This is a genomic window from Arthrobacter sp. ISL-28 (assembly GCF_018613875.1).
Lineage (GTDB): Bacteria > Actinomycetota > Actinomycetes > Actinomycetales > Micrococcaceae > Arthrobacter.
Window position 1 is genome coordinate 112090 of sequence record NZ_JAGGPJ010000012.1, and the last position, 17279, is coordinate 129368.

At 63.7% G+C, this 17279-nt stretch carries 16 protein-coding genes and 1 tRNA gene; 13 read left to right on the plus strand and 4 right to left on the minus strand.

What is annotated here, in order from left to right:
• Positions 1–46 precede the first annotated feature (46 nt).
• Complete coding sequence (locus J7E80_RS09705) at positions 47–526, minus strand: MarR family winged helix-turn-helix transcriptional regulator (protein WP_251036697.1); 480 nt, start codon at positions 524–526, stop codon at positions 47–49.
• A gap of 95 nt (positions 527–621) precedes the next feature.
• On the opposite strand from J7E80_RS09705, the gene bcp reads away from it, so the two are divergent.
• The 6 genes from bcp (at position 622) to J7E80_RS09735 (ending at position 8990) form a co-directional block, all read left to right on the plus strand.
• Positions 622–1140 (plus strand): thioredoxin-dependent thiol peroxidase, encoded by a 519-nt coding sequence (gene bcp / locus J7E80_RS09710; protein WP_215051258.1) that lies wholly within the window; start codon positions 622–624, stop codon positions 1138–1140.
• 83 nt (positions 1141–1223) lie between these two features.
• Positions 1224–1305, plus strand: a tRNA-Leu gene (locus J7E80_RS09715).
• Between the two features lie 276 nt (positions 1306–1581).
• Positions 1582–2256 carry a fasciclin domain-containing protein gene (locus J7E80_RS09720; RefSeq protein WP_215051259.1) on the plus strand — a complete coding sequence of 225 codons (675 nt, stop codon included), beginning with the start codon at positions 1582–1584 and terminating at the stop codon, positions 2254–2256.
• 203 nt (positions 2257–2459) lie between these two features.
• On the plus strand, positions 2460–4127 hold the full coding sequence (locus J7E80_RS09725) for an ABC transporter substrate-binding protein (RefSeq protein WP_215051260.1): 1668 nt from the start codon (positions 2460–2462) through the stop codon (positions 4125–4127).
• Between the two features lie 78 nt (positions 4128–4205).
• On the plus strand, positions 4206–5711 hold the full coding sequence (locus tag J7E80_RS09730; RefSeq protein ID WP_215051261.1) for a malate:quinone oxidoreductase: 1506 nt from the start codon (positions 4206–4208) through the stop codon (positions 5709–5711).
• Between the two features lie 69 nt (positions 5712–5780).
• Positions 5781–8990 (plus strand): efflux RND transporter permease subunit, encoded by a 3210-nt coding sequence (locus J7E80_RS09735; protein WP_215051262.1) that lies wholly within the window; start codon positions 5781–5783, stop codon positions 8988–8990.
• Positions 8991–9030: 40 nt separating this feature from the next.
• On the opposite strand, the gene J7E80_RS09740 is transcribed toward J7E80_RS09735, so the two are convergent.
• Positions 9031–9225, minus strand: coding sequence for a response regulator transcription factor (locus tag J7E80_RS09740; protein ID WP_251036678.1), 195 nt, complete (start codon positions 9223–9225; stop codon positions 9031–9033).
• Between the two features lie 1374 nt (positions 9226–10599).
• On the opposite strand from J7E80_RS09740, the gene J7E80_RS24585 reads away from it, so the two are divergent.
• Both J7E80_RS24585 and J7E80_RS09750 read left to right on the plus strand, forming a co-directional pair.
• Positions 10600–10791 (plus strand): DUF2750 domain-containing protein, encoded by a 192-nt coding sequence (locus tag J7E80_RS24585; protein ID WP_396020746.1) that lies wholly within the window; start codon positions 10600–10602, stop codon positions 10789–10791.
• A 150-nt stretch (positions 10792–10941) separates the two neighbouring features.
• Positions 10942–11505 carry a dihydrofolate reductase family protein gene (locus tag J7E80_RS09750; RefSeq protein WP_215051265.1) on the plus strand — a complete coding sequence of 188 codons (564 nt, stop codon included), beginning with the start codon at positions 10942–10944 and terminating at the stop codon, positions 11503–11505.
• 186 nt (positions 11506–11691) lie between these two features.
• Here the strand turns inward: J7E80_RS09750 and J7E80_RS09755 are convergent, their stop codons facing one another.
• On the minus strand, positions 11692–12192 hold the full coding sequence (locus tag J7E80_RS09755; protein ID WP_215051266.1) for a MarR family winged helix-turn-helix transcriptional regulator: 501 nt from the start codon (positions 12190–12192) through the stop codon (positions 11692–11694).
• 91 nt (positions 12193–12283) lie between these two features.
• Between J7E80_RS09755 and J7E80_RS09760 the strand changes: the two genes are divergently transcribed.
• Both J7E80_RS09760 and J7E80_RS09765 read left to right on the plus strand, forming a co-directional pair.
• Complete coding sequence (locus J7E80_RS09760) at positions 12284–13216, plus strand: NADP-dependent oxidoreductase (protein ID WP_215051267.1); 933 nt, start codon at positions 12284–12286, stop codon at positions 13214–13216.
• A 370-nt stretch (positions 13217–13586) separates the two neighbouring features.
• Positions 13587–13835 carry a hypothetical protein gene (locus tag J7E80_RS09765; protein ID WP_215051268.1) on the plus strand — a complete coding sequence of 83 codons (249 nt, stop codon included), beginning with the start codon at positions 13587–13589 and terminating at the stop codon, positions 13833–13835.
• Positions 13836–14129: 294 nt separating this feature from the next.
• Here the strand turns inward: J7E80_RS09765 and J7E80_RS09770 are convergent, their stop codons facing one another.
• Positions 14130–14675, minus strand: a complete 546-nt coding sequence (locus J7E80_RS09770) for a hypothetical protein (RefSeq protein ID WP_215051269.1) — start codon at positions 14673–14675, stop codon at positions 14130–14132.
• 318 nt (positions 14676–14993) lie between these two features.
• Between J7E80_RS09770 and J7E80_RS09775 the strand changes: the two genes are divergently transcribed.
• The 3 genes from J7E80_RS09775 to J7E80_RS09785 form a co-directional block, all read left to right on the plus strand.
• On the plus strand, positions 14994–15785 hold the full coding sequence (locus J7E80_RS09775; RefSeq protein WP_215051270.1) for a hypothetical protein: 792 nt from the start codon (positions 14994–14996) through the stop codon (positions 15783–15785).
• 339 nt (positions 15786–16124) lie between these two features.
• Entirely contained in the window at positions 16125–16757 is a 633-nt protein-coding gene (locus J7E80_RS09780) for a recombinase family protein (protein ID WP_215051271.1), read from the plus strand.
• Between the two features lie 152 nt (positions 16758–16909).
• Positions 16910–17279 (plus strand): LLM class flavin-dependent oxidoreductase (locus tag J7E80_RS09785; protein ID WP_215051272.1); only part of this gene is annotated, 370 nt, incomplete at its 3' end.

The window sequence follows — 17279 nt, forward strand, 5'->3', positions numbered from 1 at the left end:
GTCTCCCGCAGAAAGCCGCGCCTAATCGGCGAATAAAGCTGTTTTGCTACTTCGCCCGGGCCTCGACGGCGAGGCCTGAATCTGCGCCAGCCACAATGGCAGTCGTCGCAGGCGATGCGAACCGGGTAGCGAGCTCCCGCACCACGGCTTGGAGCTCTTGGCGAAGGATGTCCGGATCGATGGATGCGGCGGCAAGGACCGCACGCTCCATGTCGGCAGCGGCAGTTACAGCCTCAGTCCCCCGCTCGGTGAGCGAAACAACATGGCTTCGGCGGTCCGAGGTGCTGCGCTGGCGGACGATATGGCCGTGGGCCTCAAGGCGGCTGAGCGTCTTGCCCATCGTCTGGGCCTGAACACGGACCAGTTGGGCGAGCTGTGCCTGGGTCATGGGCCCGTTGTTGTACAGAACCTCGATGGCGATGACGCCGGCATGGGTCAGCCCGATGGCACCCAGCTTTTCATTCCAGGAGTGTTCAACGAGACGTGCCGCCGTGGACAAGAGGCGCCCAGTGGGCCAGCGATCCATATCAGGCATACCACCAAGTATAGCCAAGATGGATTCGTCCCTGCGCAGCAGCCTTACTAAACTGGAATGTCCCGCATGGAAACAAGGAGAATACTTTGGTTGAAAGACTTATCCCGGGCGATGCCGCGCCGGAATTCACGTTAAAGAATTCCGAAGGAGCGGATGTCAGCCTCAGCGACTTCCGCGGCCGCAGCACCATTGTCTACTTCTATCCTGCAGCGGCCACTCCCGGCTGCACGAAGCAGGCCTGTGACTTCCGGGACAGCCTCGCGTCCTTGCAGGCTTCCGGCTACGAAGTACTCGGAATCTCGCCTGACCCCGTCAGCAAGCTGGCAAAGTTTGCGGCTGCCCAAGGGCTGACCTTTCCTCTGTTGTCCGATGACAGCCATGCCGTCGCCGAGGCCTACGCCGCATGGGGTGAGAAGAAAAACTACGGGCGGACCTACGAGGGCCTGATCCGTTCAACCGTCGTCGTGGATCCTGACGGCAAGGTGTCGCTCGCCCAGTACAACGTCCGGGCCACTGGCCACGTCGCGAAACTGCGCCGGGACCTGAATCTCACGGAAACCGGCAGCCGATCGGACACGCTCCCGGCAGGAGGCACAGCTGACTGAGGGCCCGGCCCGCTGAAGGTACAATGGAGGCTGGCAATCGCCGTCGTACGTTTTCTCTTGCAGAAGGCGGAAGGCGGAGCCGCGCGCGAGTGGTGAAATTGGCAGACACGCAGGATTTAGGTTCCTGTGCCTTCGGGCGTGGGGGTTCAAGTCCCCCCTTGCGCACAAAGGATCAGCCAGGCTGAAACCCAGGGAGTCCCGGACCAGACGGTCCGGGACTCCTTGGTTTAAGCGCGTACTTCACCGCCGGTTCGCCGCCTGTCGGAGGCCACAAAGAGGGGGCCAAAAAAGTTTCTCCCGGTTCACCCATCCATTGCCGCCCACCGGCCGAATACCCAGTACGCACCAACCAAGGTTCGGTGCCCACAGTCGAAAAAAGGGCCAGATGCGGGGACGACGTTCGTCCCACGGGCAATGATCGGCACAACCAAGGAGAATCAAATGCAGTCCTTCAAGCGCACCACTTTCACCGTCGCAGGCGTTGCAGTTGCAGCCCTGCTCAGCCTCACTGCTTGCGGCGGTTCGGCGACGACCGGCTCCAACCCTTCGTCGGCAGCGGCGGAACCCTCCGCCTCCAGCATGGCGCCCTCGCCGTCGGAAACGTCGGCAGCGGCAATGGATCCGGCAGCCAACCTCGCCGGCCCCGGCTGCTCCGCTTACGCTGAGCAGGTCCCCAGCGGTGCAGGATCCGTCTCGGGCATGGCCCTTGACCCCGTCGCCGTCGCCGCCTCGAACAACCCGCTCCTGAAGACGCTCACCGCCGCTGTTTCCGGCAAGCTCAACCCGAAGGTTGATCTGGTGGATACCCTCAACGGCAGCGAGTTCACCGTTTTCGCCCCCGTGGATGACGCCTTTGCAAAGATTGATGCCGCCACGATCGAGATGCTCAAGAAGGACGACGCCCTGCTGAGCAAGATCCTCACCTACCACGTAATTCCCGGGCAGGTCGCGCCGGACAAGATTGGCGGCACCCACAAGACCGTCCAGGGCGGATCGGTGACCGTGACCGGCAGCAAGGATGCGCTTAAGGTCAACGGCGCCAATGTGATCTGCGGCGGCGTTCAAACCGCAAACGCCACGGTTTATCTGGTGGACTCGGTGCTGATGCCCAAGTAATCCCTGCTGAAACTCGGCTGGCGGACATCTGGGATTCCGCAGGCATGGGGAAGCTGTGGCCCGCACCCTGAGGCGCGGGCCACAGCTTTGGCGCGTCCGGGACGCTCGCCCCGGTCAATTAGACTGGAAGCCGGGGCCAGCAGACCGCAGCCGCCCACGTGCAGCCCAGCAGCCCAGAGGTGATAAATCCAGTGCCCAGCAGAATGACGCGACGCACGGCCATCAAGACCGGTGCCGTTCTCCTGGGCTTGACGCTCACCTCCTGCACCGGCGAAGCCGCCCCGTCGCCGTCTTCTCCGGAGCCGGCCTCCGCCACACCGGCGTCCTCCACGGCCCCCACCGCCACATTCACTTTCGGCACAGCCGCACAGCCCCTCGGCCTTGACCCCGCGCTGGCGAACGATGCCGAATCACAGCGTGTCACCCGCCAGATCCTCGAAGGGCTGGTGGGCGTCAACGAGACGACGGGCGAACCGACTCCGCTGCTTGCCACCGAGTGGACAGCATCCCCGGATGGCCGCTCCTATACCTTCAGCCTCCGCCCGGGCGTGAAGTTTCACGATGGTTCGCCGTTCAACGCACAGGCCGTCTGCACCAACTTCGAGCGCTGGTTCCACTTCCCTCAGGCCCTCCGCCAGCAGGCGCCGGGCAGCACATTCAAGGGCGTCTTCAAGGAACACTCGGATGAAGCCGGCCTCTCCGTCTTCAAAGCCTGTACCGCGCTGTCGCCGTTGCTGGTGAGGATCGATCTGACCGAACGGTTCACCGGCTTCCTGCAGGCCCTTACCCTGCCCGCGTTCGCCATCTCCTCCCCCAAGGCGCTCGCCGCCGGACGGGCCGATGTCCTCAGCGAGAACCGCGGCAGCCAGTCACTGTCGGCCTACGCTACGCATCCCGTCGGCACCGGGCCGTACCGTTTCTCCGCGTGGGACAGCACCAGCGTCACCCTGGTGAGCAACAGAAACTACTGGGGTGACCGCGGGCAGATCGGCACCATCCATTTCGTCGCCTACGACCACCCGCAGACGCGGCTTCAGGCACTGCTGGACGGCAAGATCGACGGCTACGATGCAGTGACGGTGGGGAATTTCGACCAGCTCGTGAAGCGCGGAAAGCAGATCATCCAGCGCGACCCCTTCTCGGTGATGTACCTGGGCATGAACCAGGAAGTGCCGGTGCTGGAGGACCTCAAAGTCCGGCAGGCCATCGAGCTGGCCATCGACAAGGACACGCTGATCCGGCGGTTCTTCATCGACAACACGGCGCAGGCTTCCCAGTTTGTGCCCCCGAAGCTCAGCGGGTTCAACAACAACGCGCCGGCCCTCGGATATGACCCGTCCAAGGCAATGGAACTGCTGGCTGAGGCAGGCTACAAGGGCCAGCCGCTCAAGTTCTACTACCCCATGAACGTTGACCGTCCCTACCTCCCTACGCCGGAAAAGGTCTACGCCGAGATCAGCCGGCAGCTCACGGCCGTGGGCCTGAACATCAAGCCGGTTCCCGTCGACTGGGCGGACGGGTACCTGCAGAAGGTGCAGTCCCCCGGAGACCACGCGCTCCACCTGCTGGGCTGGAACGGCTCCTACTCAGATGCGGACAACTTCCTTGCCCCGCTGTTCGGGGAGAAAAACGGCGAATTCGGATACCAGGATCCGCAGGTCTTCTCCAAGATCGACCGCGCCCGTGGCCTGCCCGACGGCAAGGAGCGGACCGAGCAATACCAGACCATCAACGCCCAGATCGCACAGACCGTGCCGGCAGTCCCCATAGCGTTCCCCATTTCGGCCCTGGCGCTCTCGGACCGAGTCATCAGCTACCCCGCCTCGCCGGTCTTAAATGAAGTTTTCACCAAGGTCCAACTGAGGCCTTGACGGACGGGGCCAATTTCAGTTAGTAGACGGTGCGGGATATTCTGTGACAGCCAGAGCCGCTGCTATCGGAGACTGATTGTGACCTTCATTTCCAAGACCCAACATGCCGACGTCGTCCTGATTGGCGGAGGCATCATGAGCGCCACGCTGGGTGCGTTCATCAAGCAGCTTGAACCCAACTGGACCATCTCCCTGTTCGAGCGCCTCGACGAAGCAGGCCTCGAAAGCTCGGGACCCTGGAACAATGCCGGCACCGGACATGCCGCCCTGTGTGAACTTAACTACTCGCCCGCAGCCAAAGACGGCTCGGTCAACCCCGCCAAGGCACTGCACATCAATGAGCAGTTCCAGCTGTCCCGCCAGTTCTGGTCCCACCTCGTGACCAACTCCCTGATCGGGTCCCCCAAGGGCTTCATCAACACTGTCCCGCACATGAGCTTCGTGATCGGTGAGGACAACTCCGCCTTCCTTAAGACCCGGTATGACGCGCTCAAGCAGCACCCGCTGTTTCGCAGCATGGAGTACTCCGAAGACTACGACCAGATCGGCAAGTGGGCTCCGCTCATCGTCAAGGGCCGCGACCGCAAGCAGCGCATCGCCGCTACCCGCGCGGCGGAGGGAACCGACGTCGATTTCGGAGCCCTGACGCGTGAGCTGACCGGTTACCTGGCCAACAACGGCGTTGAGATCAACTACGGCCACGACGTCACCGACGTCAGGAAGGCGTCCGACGGCGGCTGGGACCTTTCGCTCAAGTACCCCGCTTCCGGTGAGCGCGGCAGCATCCACGCCAAATTCGTGTTCGTCGGAGCCGGCGGCGGGGCACTCCACCTGCTGCAGGCGTCCGGCATTCCCGAAAGCAAGGGCTACGGCGGGTTTCCGGTGTCCGGCCAGTTCTTCCGCTGCACGGACCAGTCTCTGGCCTCCCAGCACAATGCGAAGGTCTACGGCCAGGCCTCCGTCGGCGCCCCGCCCATGTCCGTTCCGCACCTGGACACCCGCTATGTGGGCGGCAAGCGCTCACTCCTGTTCGGCCCGTACGCCGGATTCTCCACAAACTTCCTGAAGAACAGCACCTGGCTCGACCTGCCGCTGTCCATCCGGCCCAGCAACATCATCCCGATGCTCGCCGTGGCCAAGGACAACATGGACCTCACGGCGTACCTGATCAGGGAAGTGGCCAAGCGCCACGGCGACAAGGTTGAGGCCCTCCGCGAGTACTACCCCGAAGCCCAGGACGGCGACTGGGAACTTATTACCGCCGGCCAGCGTGTGCAGATCATCAAGAAGGATCCGAAGAAGGGCGGTGTCCTCCAGTTCGGCACCGAGGTGATCGCCGCCCGCGACGGCTCCATCGGCGCCCTGCTCGGCGCCTCGCCGGGCGCATCCACCGCGGTGCCCATCATGATCGAACTCCTGCAGAAGTCCTTCCCGAAGAACTTCAAGGGCTGGCAGTCCAAGCTCAAGGAGATGATGCCGGGCTACGGCGTCAAGCTCAACGACAACCCCGAACTGGCCGCGGAGCTCGAAAAGGCCACGGCCAAGGCCCTCCAGCTGGACGTGGCACCCGCAGTCAATCGCTAAAACCCTGGCTGGGTTGCGGCAGAGTCCACCACCGACAACACCCCGTCAACCCCTCCAGGAGATCAAGCGATGTTCCGGCTGGCCAGCCTTTCCCTCGGGAACCGCGCGCTGATCGCGCTGATCACCATCTTCGCCTCGGTGTTCGGCGTGATCACCATGTCCTCGCTCAAGCAGGAACTCATCCCGTCCATCGAGTTCCCGCGAATCACGGTGATCACGTCCATGCCCGGGGCGTCCCCGGAGGTCGTGGATAAGCAGGTCAGCCGGCCGCTCGAAACTGCGCTGAACGGCGTCGAGGGCCTGGAATCGACGTCCTCGACCTCCCGCAACGGCGTCTCGCAGATCAGCATGACGTTAACGTACGGGTCCGACCTGGACCGTGCCCGGAACCAGATCGACCGCGCCATTTCCAACGCCAGGCAGGCCCTCCCCGAGGACGTGCAGCCACGGGCCATTGCCGGCAGCATCAGTGATTTCCCCATCGTTTTCCTGGCGGTCTCCTCCGACAAGCCGCTCAGCGAGCTGAACACCGACCTCCAGCGGCTGACGGTCCCGAGACTGCAGAAGCTCGACGGCGTTCGGGGCGCCGACGTGACGGGCGGCGCCAGCCGTCACATTCTCATTCTGCCGAAGCCGGCCAGCATGGCGTCGAGCGGGGCGACGATCCAGTCGATCCGCAACGCCCTGACCAACAACGGGGATCTTGTCCCGGCAGGAACGATCGAGGACAAGGGCCAGAGCCTGTCGCTGCAGATCGGCAGCCCGGTCGACTCTGTGGCAGCGGTCAAGGCCCTGCCATTGGGCGGCGTGAAGGGCGGGGCGACGATCGGTTCCGTGGCCGACGTCAGCATCAAGGACGATGCACGGACCTCCATCACCCGGACCAACGGCAAGGAAACTCTCGCCGTCTCCGTCACCAAAAAGCCCGAGGGCGACACCGTGGCGATCTCCCATGCTGTCAAGGATGCCCTGCCGCAGCTTGAGGCGGAGCTCGGTTCGAACGCCAAATTCACGCCGGTATTCGACCAGGCACCGTTCATCGAGAAATCGATCAAGGACCTGACGACGGAGGGCCTCCTCGGTCTCGGGTTTGCCGTGGCGGTCATCCTTGTGTTCCTCATGTCGGTGCGTTCCACGCTCGTCACGGCCGTGTCCATCCCTTTGTCCCTCCTGATCACCTTCATCGGGCTCTCCGCCACCGGCTACTCGCTGAACATCCTCACCCTGGGTGCCCTCACCATCGCCATCGGCCGGGTCGTGGATGACTCCATCGTCGTGATCGAGAACATCAAGCGGCACCTCAGCTACGGTGAGCCCAAGCGGACCGCGATCCTGACCTCCATCCGGGAAGTGGCGGGGGCGATCACCGCATCGACGCTCACTACCGTGGCGGTCTTCCTGCCCATCGCCTTCGTGGGGGACCTTGCCGGCGAACTGTTCCGTCCCTTCGCGCTGACCGTCACCATCGCGCTGCTGTCCTCGCTGCTGGTCTCGCTGACGATCGTTCCGGTCCTTGCCTACTGGTTCCTCAGGTCACCGGCGGATACACGCGGCGCCGGGGCAGCCCCGCAGTCCACCCGTGACGTAGAGGCCAAGGCCCACGAAGCGGAGCAGCGCAGCCTCCTGCAGCGCGGTTACCTGCCTATCCTCACCTCGTCCCAGAAGCACCCGGTGCTGACGCTGATCGCAGCCGTCATCGTGCTGGGCGGAACCGCCGCCATGACTCCGCTGCTGGCCACGGACCTGCTCGGACGCTCCGGCGAGAACAGTATGACGGTCAAGCAGGAGCTTCCCGCCGGTACCAGGCTCCAGGACACCAGCGTAGCGGCGCAGAAACTCGAGGATGTGCTGCTCGGCATCGACGGCATCAAGGATGTCCAGGTGACTTCCGGAAACGCGCAGGCCGGGTTTACCGCACTGACCTCTTCCGGGGCCTCCAACTCCACCTTCACTGTGGTCACGGAAGAGAAGGCCAACCAGGCGGCGCTTCAGGAGACGGTCCGCACCGAACTGGCCAAGATCAGCGGTGCCGGCAAAGTCTCGGTGGGAGCGCAGCAGGGCGGCTTCGGCACGTCGTCCACGGTGGACATCACCCTCAAAGCCGCCACATCTGCTGATCTGAAGAAGGCCAGTGACGCCATGGTTGAAGCGATGACGGGTGTCCCGGGAAGTACCGAGGTGACCACGAACCTGGCGGCCAGCCAGCCCGTGGTCCAGGTCAGGGTGGACCGCGCCAAGACGGTCGCTGCCGGCCTTAACGAAGAGCAGGTGGCCGGCGTCCTGGCGTCGACCATCAGTCCCGTCCCGGCGGGGACGGTGCGCATCGAGGCCGACGATTTCCCCGTCCGCATCGGCGAAGGCACGCGCTTCACGAGCATCGCGGCCGTCCGCGCCATCCCGCTTCCGACCGCCCGTGGCCCGGTGCCGCTGGGCAGCATCGCCGCCGTCGAACAGGTGGACGTACCGGTCTCCATCACCTCAAGCAACGGCCAGCGGACAGCGCGGGTCTCCCTGACGCCGTCGGGCGCCAACCTGGGTGCGGTGAGCGCCGAAGTCCAGCAGCGGCTCACGGCCGTGAACCTCCCCGCCGGGGTCACCGCTGAAATAGGCGGCGCCACCACCCAGCAAGCCGAGTCCTTCCGGCAGCTCGGCCTCGCGCTCCTCGCCGCCATCGCCATCGTCTACGTGATCATGGTGGCCACGTTCAAGTCCCTCATCCAGCCGCTGATTCTCCTGGTCTCCGTGCCGTTCGCCGCCACGGGCGCCGTTGCGCTGCTGCTCATCGCCAGGGTTCCGCTGGGGCTGCCGTCGCTGATCGGCATGCTGATGCTGGTGGGCATTGTGGTGACCAACGCGATCGTGCTGATCGACCTGATCAACCAGTACCGGAAACCGCGGGCGGGCAGGCCGGCCATGAACGTTGCCGATGCCATCAGGCACGGTGCACGGCAGCGCCTGCGCCCCATCCTCATGACGGCGCTGGCCACTGTGTTTGCCCTGACCCCCATGGCGCTGGGCCTCACGGGCGGCGGCGGGTTCATTTCACAGCCGCTGGCCATCGTGGTGATCGGCGGGCTGGTCTCCTCCACGGCGCTGACCCTGGTGCTGGTCCCGGTGTTGTACCGGCTGGTGGAAGGGCGCCGGGAGAAGAAGGACCTGCTTCGGGATCTGAAGGAACGCCCCGGTTTCGAGGCTGCGGACGACGTCGATGCCGAATTTGCCGACTGGACCACGGGCACGCTCCCGAAAGTCAGCGGCCGCCGCGCCGCCCCCGAGTAGAGATTATTTTCGGCTTGTCGGCGCCAGCAGCCGTGGCGTGCTACACGATCTGCCGGGTGGCTTCGACCCCGTCCAGGACCGGCATGCGCAGATCCATCAGCATCACGTCATGGCGCCGTGCGATGGCTAGGGCTATCGCCTGATCCCCGTCGGCGGCTTCACCAACGAGTTCCATGTCATTCTGGCTTGCGACGAGCATGCGGATCCCTGCATGGAACAGAGGCTGGTCATCCATCAAATCCACCGTGATGCGTGACCCGGCATCAGCCACGGCCATCCACTTCCGATTCAGTCCCTGCCTGACGCGTCACGTGCTCCGGCCAGCACGCCTTGGGATTCCGGCCCTGGACGATCCGGAAAACCGCTACTTCCTGGCCGGCGGACAACTCCACGGACGTTCGGGACTCGCCGGCGTGGATCTTCAGGCTGCGGCGTTACATGCCTTCAATCAAACGCCTTGATGTCGCCCAGCCGCGGCTGGGGTGTCACTATCCCGACTACAAACGCGAGATAGGTCCCCGCGACCCGCCCGGAACCGTGTCTCGACCTGTCCCGCCCGAGGCGACGATGCGACCCAAGGCCGAGACCACCTCGCCGGACGTCGCTTGGATTCTCTCGTCGGTCGAGGCGATGCCTGCCCGGGAACGAGCAGCGGTCGCCGGATTCATCCACAGACTGCGAGAGGGAGCCAGCCTCTTCTCTGGACTCTCTGCCCCTCACGCCGCCCGTTAGCCGGTCGTTCACCGCGCAACCAAACCCGCTCTCGGTCACTGGCCTCGACTGTGATTCGCAACGATAAATGGCGGTCTTTTCGCAGCGGTATTTGTCACCTCGCAGCCCGTAGGGGATCCTTAGCGGACGCCCGAAGGTGTTCACGAAGCTTCGCGACCGTCCAACGGACTTTGGACCTTTGCTCCGCCTACCGCGCCGGCATGTGCGGCCCATAGCTGGAGGGAGTGTTGGCGTCGGAGGGTCTAACCAGAGGGACGATGTAGCTGAGTGGCGGGCGCTCCGTAATCGGTTGCACCGGGTGTTGTTGTCGCGCCTGCACCGCTAGCACGGGCCAGACATCGGGTCCTAGCCAATCGCCGGACTCGCCATGCCGTAAAAGATTGGAACCCCGCGGGCCAACGAAGCTTTTGCTGCCGGTGCTCCGCCGGGCATTCCAACGCCAACAAGTGAGTAATTTGCGATCCATCAAGGCCACAATGGAAGCCTAGAATCAGCTACGAACCAGGATCCCTCCGGGGATTTCGTGACCCCACCTTCCTCGGAAACGTACTTGCAAGCCGACGGCTCTTACATGCATTTCACGCTCAATCCGAGCGTACCGATCCGAAATATGAATCGGCCATCACTGCCAAGGCGCTGGCTTGGCTGGGTGACACCTCAACCGCATATAAGAATCTGCTGTTGAAAGAGTACGGCCGTACTCGTAGGACATCGGCCGCGTCCGCTTCGGGCTGCGTCCCAAGGAAGTGGGATGGTTCCGAGAGGGGCAGGTTACGACGATACGTGATGCTGAGGGCATTCGGGCCCCGTTTGGTTTGGGAGCGGTGGAGTTCGTAGCATGCCGTTCTGGTCCTTGGGCTCGCGCGCGCAGAACATCATGTCTTCGGTTGACGCATACGCCGGATTTGAGAAAGTCGTGATCCCTCTCAGCGAGTGGCGATCCAGATGGTTGCCGGGCCTTGAGCGTGATGGGCGGAGGGTAGGCCTGAACTGGTCAGGAGATCGCGCAACGGGTTACGACGTCGAACCAAATGCCGCCCTGGCATCTTTGGCTGCTCGGGCCTCATGAGTGGGGATAGTGTCCCGGTGAGTGGATCCTTTCCGTACGGAGCATCTGCTCGGCGTTGTGGTCAACTGGCCCTCGGTGTGGCCTGACCGATGACTTTTCCGCGCCGTGCTGGTCTGTGCAACGAATACCGGCTCACGGGAGACTTGCGCCATGCGCAAACTGACCTTCGCCATGAACTTGAGCCTGGACGGCTACATCGCCGCGCCCGGCGACGACCTCGGCTGGAGCGTACCGAGCGATGAGCTGTTCCAATGGTGGTCCGACCGGGTGGGGGCGACGGGCTTGGCGCTGTACGGGCGCAAACTGTGGGAGACGATGAGCTCCCACTGGCCGACCGCCGACCAGCAGCCTGGCGCCACACTGGCGCAGATCGAGTTCGCCCGCCGCTGGCGGGACATGCCGAAGGTGGTGTTCTCCTCGACGACCAGCACGGTCGGCTGGAATACCCGCCTGGTCACCGGCGACGCGGTCACCGAGATCACCCGGCTCAAGGCCGAGGACGGCGGGCCCATGGACATCGGCGGTGCCACACTCGCCGCGGCGGCCATGCGGGCCGGGCTGATCGACGAGTACGCGATGGTCACCCATCCGGTCCTGGTGGGCGGCGGCACGCCGTTCTTCACGGCCCTGGACAAGTGGGTGAACCTGAGCCTGGTGGAGACCCGGACGTTTCCTGACAGTGTGGTCCTTGCCAGGTACGAGACCAGGCGCTGAGTGCCCGACGTCGAATCAGCGCGGGGTTCGGGCCACCCAAGGATCTCGTGGCGCTGTGTTCCGAGGCGATCGTGACGTTCCTGCCGGATCCTGTTCTTCACCCCAGACGATCTGTCCGGATAGGGATCGACTAACGGGCGATTGCTCAGAGCCGGTGCGATGTCGCTTAGATGGTGCGTTCCGTTTTTACGATGTCTTCCGCCGGCGGGGCGTAGCTGAGCGAGGCGGAGCGGCGCGGAGATGGGCGGCTGCCTGACCAAGGATGCGCGCGAGATCGTCGACGTCACCGTCGGAAAGAGCCGCGAACAGCAAGCTGTGAACGGCGTTGATATGGCCGGGGAACACTGTCGCGAGCACCGTGCGGCCAGCCTCGGTGAGTGCCAGGACGGTGCTGCGTTCGTCGTTGGGCGAGGGCGAGCGGGCAACCAGCCCACGGTGTTCCAACAATTGCGCCTGGTACGTCAGTCCGCTGCGGCTGTAGACCACGCCGTCGGCGAGATCCGTCATGCGCAGTTGGCCATCCGGAGCATCGCCCAGGCGAGCGAGGAGCTGGAACTGGACGTAGCTGAGGTCACCGGCATCACGGAGCTGTTTCTCAACTGCGTGGCGCAACAAGCTACTCACCTCGGTGAAAGCGAAGTACGCCCCGAGCTGCGCGGGCGTCAGGGACGTTGGCGTTTCGTTCATGCTCTCATCATAGATGGTTGATTCGAGTTCGAAGCAGTGGTACCTTGGCATTATTGCTTCGAACTCGAAGCACACGATGAAGGGAAAGATCATGAAGGCAGTGCAGTTCCACGAGGTGGGCGGACCCGAAGTGCTCCAGTATGTGGAGACCGAGCAGCCGGCGCCGGTGGCTGGGCAGGTTCGGCTGCGTGTTGCGGCGTCCGCGTTCAACGCGGCTGACAACGGAATGCGGGCAGGGTTCTTGCCGATCCCGGTGGTGCTGCCGCATGTGCCCGGCTACGACGTCTCCGGCACCATCGACGCGGTCGGCGAGGGAGTCGAGGGCGTTGCGGTCGGTGATAGGGTGATCGGCTTCCTGCCCATGGAGCGGGACGGCGGCGCGGCGGAGTATGTGATCGCCCCTGCGGATGCTGTTGTGGCGTCCCCGACGAACATCTCGCTGGCCGACGCCGCGGCGCTGCCCTCGGTGGCGTTGACCGCCTGGCAGGCGCTTTTCGATGAGGGCCGGCTAGAGGCCGGGCAGCGCCTGCTCATCGTCGGTGCCGGCGGTGTCGTGGGCAAGTACGCCATCCAGCTCGCGAAACGCGCCGGCGTCCACGTCGTGGCTACCGCGAGCCCGCGCAGCATCGACGCTGTCCGCGCGGCAGGTGCGGACGAGATCATCGACCACATTGACGCCGACCTGCTCAGCGCCGTAGATGGGCAGGTCGACGTGCTGCTCAACCTCGCTCCTATCGATCCGGAGCAGTTCGTCGCGCTTGTTGCACTCGTGCGCGATCGCGGCATAGTGGTCAGCACCACTGCATTCATGGCGACTCCGGGTGACGAGAGGCGTGGCGTGCGCGCCGCCACCGTATTTGTCCGCCCAAACCGTGAACGCCTCGCCGAACTGGCGTCCCTCGTCGACGACGGGAAATTAACCGTCGAAGTCACCCGCCGCATCCCTCTCGCCGAGCTGCCTGCCCTCCACGCCGAGGCCAGCGCGGGCCGCGTGCCCGGAAAGGTCATCATCCTTCCCGCCTGATGCATGCAGCAGGAACCGGGTGACCCCCGAATGATGCCAAACGCGCCAGCGTGGGTCACTCTGTGTCAGAACCTTCACTTGGACGTCGCCAGGGCCGGCAACTCCCGTCCCACGCCCACCAATAGTGCCCACCGGTGCCCGCAAGCCGGTCGATCAGCGTGCCCTTGGTGCCCGTTGGTCAAACCCTTGCCGGTCGCTGCTGAACAACTTCGAATCTCCGCAGTCCTATATGCGTCCGGGATCGTCTGAATGAGTGATGAAATGCATCATGAGGTTGTTCCCGTGGAGACGAAACTCCGAACCAGAGCCCATTCGACAGTTTTACTTCCACCTGGATGCTCTACAGACGTCGGTGGTCCATCCCAAGTTCATGAGTGACAAGCTGGTTGCCCGTCTGAGCCTGAGCGAGGAAGACCAGGAATATGCCGGATCCATCGACCAATTCATCGACCACTGCTCGGGCACCAATGGGGCACCAACGACTCCGGAACGAAGAACTCAGATTCTGGCAATCATTCAAGATCTGCGCCAAAACGTCCCGTCGTCGCAGTTCGACTATCGCTTCAGCCTGTACGAACTGGAAGAACTTCAAGCAATTGTCTTTTCAATCGGCGACTGACTCGGCCAGCAGTTCCCGATGCAGGGCCGCCCGTCAATCATCCCGCTGGAGGGGAGGTAAAACCCGGCGCTTCCTCCCTTCGGGGAACCCTTCACGGCACAGCTCAGTAGGTCTAGTCCATGATGAGCTACCGCTCGGGATCGTTGAGGCTGGTAAAACTGATTCTGGGGTGGCGAACACTAGTCGTGCCGTGCCTGCCACGCCTCCACAAACTCGTCGGCGGAAATAGCCCATGGCTGCCAGTCTTCTAGCTTATCGAGTTGACCCTGCCCCAGTGCCTCGGACAACGGCATTTCAAATGAACTTTAGACGTTTTAGACAACGCCGGACACTGTCACGCACGACTGCTGATGGCGAAGTTCGCTCAGCGTACTTGGAGCGAAGTGCCTCGAACACGTCCTCATACTGCCGGCGATCGAAGGTGAAGGACTCGTTATGGAACAGGTCTATTTCAGGTCCGTCTAACGGTTCTGGTGTCTGCCACCCCAGCTTTTGCCAGGTCACAGATTCAGGCGTTCGCTCTATCTCGACGCTCACGGCACCGCACCACAAGTCACCATCGATCGGGCACAAATACAAGGCCACGCGACCGTCGCTGAAGTCCCCAGATTTGCGGCCTAGAAGTTGGTCCAACTGCTCAATTGCAGCCCTTGGTGGCAGGTCATCGCGCAGAGATGTCGCCCCAAACTCGAGCGGTGCCAACTCATCCGGGACGACAATCAGCTCGCGCAGCGACCGGTCGTTCACCACCACATCGTAGAAATCAACACGATGCTCGCCGTCAGGGAGCATACGGTCAAGCGAGCTCGACCCAGGAGCTAAGCGGATCACGTCCTTCATCAGGCCAGCGTACTGATGGTTTCGAAGTTCGGTCCATCGCCGAAGGAACCTCAAGGGGAACATCCGACGGCTCATTGAGGAGAAGGCGCTTCCTCACTTCCGTTGTCGCTGGCTGGAATTCGAGAGGTGGGATTTCCCGACCAAGGAATCGGACAACAGGAGAAGGTTTGAGTGGACACCAAGCACGTAGACATGCGCGCAGGGCGCCCATAGAGTCGATATTGCTCCAGTACGGCGGCAGGGACTGGGTATGGAATGGGTCCTCATGAATAGCGCGCACCCGCTCGGGGACCTCCTCAGGAGCGAGGAGAAAGACTCGTGAACGACCCCGGCACGATGATCGCAGTCGTGATCATCTGCACCGCCCTCTTGATCCTCGGCGTGGTCCTCGCCGTCGTGTGGGGCAGGCTCGATCTGCGTGAGCCCGAACCCCGGCCGCCCGCGACGACCCGCAGCCAAGCTTTGCGGGACGCCCTGCGCAGATACGCGTGGTGGGCGAACGTGGCCGCCATCGCCGCCGTGATCTCCGGAGCACTGGCGGCCACCGCCGGGGGACTGCTCGTCATGCAGATCATCGCGATGGCGGCCCCTCCAACCGCCCAGGGTTTGGTCGCGGGGCTCGTGGCAGGATTTCTGGGCGCCTTCGCGTACACGCTGGCCCGCCGGTGGCTTCCGTCCGGCTGGTGGACGGGACCCGTCCTCGGGCTGTTCCTGCTGGTCGTCTTCGGCCCGGTGTGGGCTCCGCTGCACAGCTATAACCCCGACTTCACCATCTTGGGACCGAACTGGCTGGCGGCGCTGCTCTTCGCGGGCCTCGCCATTGTCCACGGCTGCCTCGTCGTGGCCGTTGCACGATGGGCCAGCCACCGGGTCCCCGCCCTCTCCGCCCGGACCCTTCCGGCCTACCTGCCGCTGCTCTTGGCCATCGTCTTCTATCCGGCCGGGGTGCTGCTGGTTCTCGGGGCACTCGTCGCCGCCGTGGCAGCCCTCGCCATGCCGCCGGGGCGGCGAATCACGGTGACGCAGTGGGCTGGCCGTGCCGTGCTCGTCGTGGTCGCCCTGCTGGCGCTCCCCGCGTTCATCCTCTCGGTGACCCTCGCCATCAGGTGAGGCGCGCCTGGCAAGCGCAGACAAGGGTGACCGCAAAGCCCGCAGGTAGGGGAACCCTCAGGCGGTTGGCCTGCGTCGGTCAGAAGCACCGTTAAGGCCTGTCGCTAGGGTGGTCTCACCGCCTCGCTCCGTGGGCGCCGACACGCGTGCGCTCTGGCACCGCGGGGCGTTGAAAAACGTCCGGAAGAGGCCCGTCCGCATAACGTCCCAAAAGAGGGTCCCCTGCCGGGCAACTTCCGAAGCCACCTGAGCGATTACAGCATCGTCCCGACAACTGTCCCGCAAGACCCGTCCGGCTGCCTGTCCGGGGACGGGGTGTGATATGAGACACTTCTAGTCATGTCTGAAATATTGGTCGGCTACGCCAGGGTCTCCACAGACGAGCAGGACCTTACGGCCCAGCAGGATGCCTTACGAGGGCTTGGCATCGAGCCAACAAGGATCTACGTCGACCACGGACTGACCGGCAGCAATACCAACCGCCCGGGCCTTCGCGAAGCCCTGGCAGCGTGTCGGGCCGGCGACACTTTCATCGTGACCAAGCTGGACCGCCTCGCCCGCTCCGTTCGGGATGCGCATCAGATCGCCGATGACCTAGCCGCGCGCGGAGTAAAACTCAGCATTGGTGGTTCAGTTCACGATCCCACCGACCCGATGGGCAAGCTGCTCTTCAATGTCCTGGCCATGGTCGCCGAGTTTGAAGGCGATCTCATCCGCGCCCGCACGCGGGAAGGAATGAAGGTAGCCAAAGCCAAGGGCCGGTTGCGCGGAAAGAAGCCTAAGCTTTCGGCCACACAGGAGGCACACTTGGTCGAACTGCACGCCAACGGCGAACACACCATGTCTGAGATAGCCGAACTGTTCTCCGTCGGCCGGTCCACCGTCTACCGCGCACTTGAGCGGTCCCGCATTAAGCAGGAATCGCGGCGGACGCCTGACCATCCCCCTCACCAGGACAAAACCGGCGCGTAGGGCCGCACCAACCATTCAACTGACGGTCGCAGGTTCGGCGAAGGGAATAATCCGCCGCCCGGCACGTTACAGATACCGATAGATGCATATGCATCTAAATGGGTTATTGTAGTAACAGGCCCGGAAACAGTTCGGACAACGGAAGGCACACCATGCAGATCGGCGTATTCAGCGTCAGCGACATCACCCAGGACCCCACCACCGGGTACACCCCTTCGGAGAATGAGCGGATCAAGGCCTCGGTGGCGATCGCCAGGAAGGTCGAAGAAATCGGCATGGACGTGTACGCCATCGGCGAGCACCACAACCGTCCGTTCTTCTCCTCCTCTCCCACCACGACGCTTGCGTACATCGCCGCGCAGACGGAACGCATCACGCTCTCCACGGCCACCACGCTGATCACCACCAACGATCCTGTGAAAATCGCCGAGGACTTCGCCATGCTGCAGCACCTCGCCGACGGCCGGGTGGACCTGGTGCTCGGGCGGGGCAACACCGCGCCGGTCTACCCCTGGTTCGGCA

What these genes read in the sequence shown, in the direction of transcription:
- J7E80_RS09750 (WP_215051265.1), top strand. Translation starts at nt 10,942, where the DNA reads ATGCGCAAACTGACCTTCGCCATGAACTTGAGCCTGGACGGCTACATC.
- J7E80_RS09720 (WP_215051259.1), top strand. Translation starts at nt 1,582, where the DNA reads ATGCAGTCCTTCAAGCGCACCACTTTCACCGTCGCAGGCGTTGCAGTT.
- J7E80_RS09705 (WP_251036697.1), bottom strand. Translation starts at nt 526, where the DNA reads ATGGATCGCTGGCCCACTGGGCGCCTCTTGTCCACGGCGGCACGTCTC.
- J7E80_RS09735 (WP_215051262.1), top strand. Translation starts at nt 5,781, where the DNA reads ATGTTCCGGCTGGCCAGCCTTTCCCTCGGGAACCGCGCGCTGATCGCG.
- J7E80_RS09725 (WP_215051260.1), top strand. Translation starts at nt 2,460, where the DNA reads ATGACGCGACGCACGGCCATCAAGACCGGTGCCGTTCTCCTGGGCTTG.
- J7E80_RS09770 (WP_215051269.1), bottom strand. Translation starts at nt 14,675, where the DNA reads ATGAAGGACGTGATCCGCTTAGCTCCTGGGTCGAGCTCGCTTGACCGT.
- J7E80_RS09755 (WP_215051266.1), bottom strand. Translation starts at nt 12,192, where the DNA reads ATGAACGAAACGCCAACGTCCCTGACGCCCGCGCAGCTCGGGGCGTAC.
- J7E80_RS24585 (WP_396020746.1), top strand. Translation starts at nt 10,600, where the DNA reads ATGTCTTCGGTTGACGCATACGCCGGATTTGAGAAAGTCGTGATCCCT.
- J7E80_RS09780 (WP_215051271.1), top strand. Translation starts at nt 16,125, where the DNA reads ATGTCTGAAATATTGGTCGGCTACGCCAGGGTCTCCACAGACGAGCAG.
- J7E80_RS09765 (WP_215051268.1), top strand. Translation starts at nt 13,587, where the DNA reads ATGAGTGACAAGCTGGTTGCCCGTCTGAGCCTGAGCGAGGAAGACCAG.
- J7E80_RS09760 (WP_215051267.1), top strand. Translation starts at nt 12,284, where the DNA reads ATGAAGGCAGTGCAGTTCCACGAGGTGGGCGGACCCGAAGTGCTCCAG.
- J7E80_RS09740 (WP_251036678.1), bottom strand. Translation starts at nt 9,225, where the DNA reads ATGGATGACCAGCCTCTGTTCCATGCAGGGATCCGCATGCTCGTCGCA.